At 70.4% G+C, this 733-nt stretch carries 2 protein-coding genes; both read left to right on the plus strand.

Features of this window, described 5'->3' with window-relative positions; genetic code table 11:
* Positions 1–28: 28 nt before the first annotated feature.
* Complete coding sequence (locus tag AZE13_RS39345) at positions 29–421, plus strand: transposase (protein ID WP_398780249.1); 393 nt, start codon at positions 29–31, stop codon at positions 419–421.
* The gene (locus tag AZE13_RS28745) at positions 418–717 is read left to right on the plus strand and encodes an IS3 family transposase (protein ID WP_258528058.1); all 300 of its coding nucleotides are present in this window, start codon (positions 418–420) and stop codon (positions 715–717) included. The genes AZE13_RS39345 and AZE13_RS28745 overlap by 4 nt, the downstream gene beginning before the upstream one ends.
* Positions 718–733 lie beyond the last annotated feature (16 nt).

The following is a 733-nucleotide window of genomic DNA, read 5'->3' on the forward strand; positions in this document are numbered from 1 at the left end:
GCTGGAGTTGCGTGAGCATGCGGTGCGGATGTACCGCGCCGCCGAGCCGAAGCCCGCGATCCGCCGTATGGCCGAGGAACTCGGCGTGCATCACGAGGCCCTGCGCGGCCGGATTCGCCAGGCCGAGGCAGATGCCGGCGAGCGGGACGACCCACTCACCACCGAGGAGAAGGAAGAACTCGCCCAGCTGCGGCGCGAGGTGCGGGAACTGCGCCGGGCGAACGAGGTCCTGCGGACGGCCTCGGCTCTTTCGCCGCTCAGCTCGACCCGACCCGGCCCAGGTGGCCGCACTCATCGACGAGCACCCGTACCTGGGGGGCGAGCCCGTACTCCTGGAACTCCATATTCCGTCCTCCGCCTACTACCGCTGGCGGCAAGCGGAGGGAGCCGTGCGAACGGCGCCGCCAGGACGCCGAGCTGACCGGGAGGATCCGGCGGGTCCACGACGAGTCCGGGGAGATCTATGGCTCGCCCCGCGTGCACGCCGTTCTCACACGCGAGGGCGTCCGCATCGGCCGCAAACGGGTCGAGCGACTCATGCGCGAAGCCGGCCTGTCCGGCGTCAGCCCACGCCGGGCAGGCAAGGGATTCACTCGCCGCGATCCGGATGCCGAACTCTCCCCCGACCTCGTGCAACGCGACTTCTTCGCCGCCGAGCCGAACCGGCTGTGGGTCACGGACCTCACCATGATCCCCACCCTGGAGGGGCCTCTTTGACTGTCGGCGATCAGGG

This window comes from Streptomyces sp. NBRC 110611, from assembly GCF_001590865.1.
Classification (GTDB): Bacteria; Actinomycetota; Actinomycetes; order Streptomycetales; family Streptomycetaceae; genus Streptomyces.

Bases quoted from the DNA above. Each gene is read 5' to 3' on its own strand.
- AZE13_RS39345 (WP_398780249.1), top strand. From the start codon at position 29: ATGTACCGCGCCGCCGAGCCGAAGCCCGCGATCCGCCGTATGGCCGAG.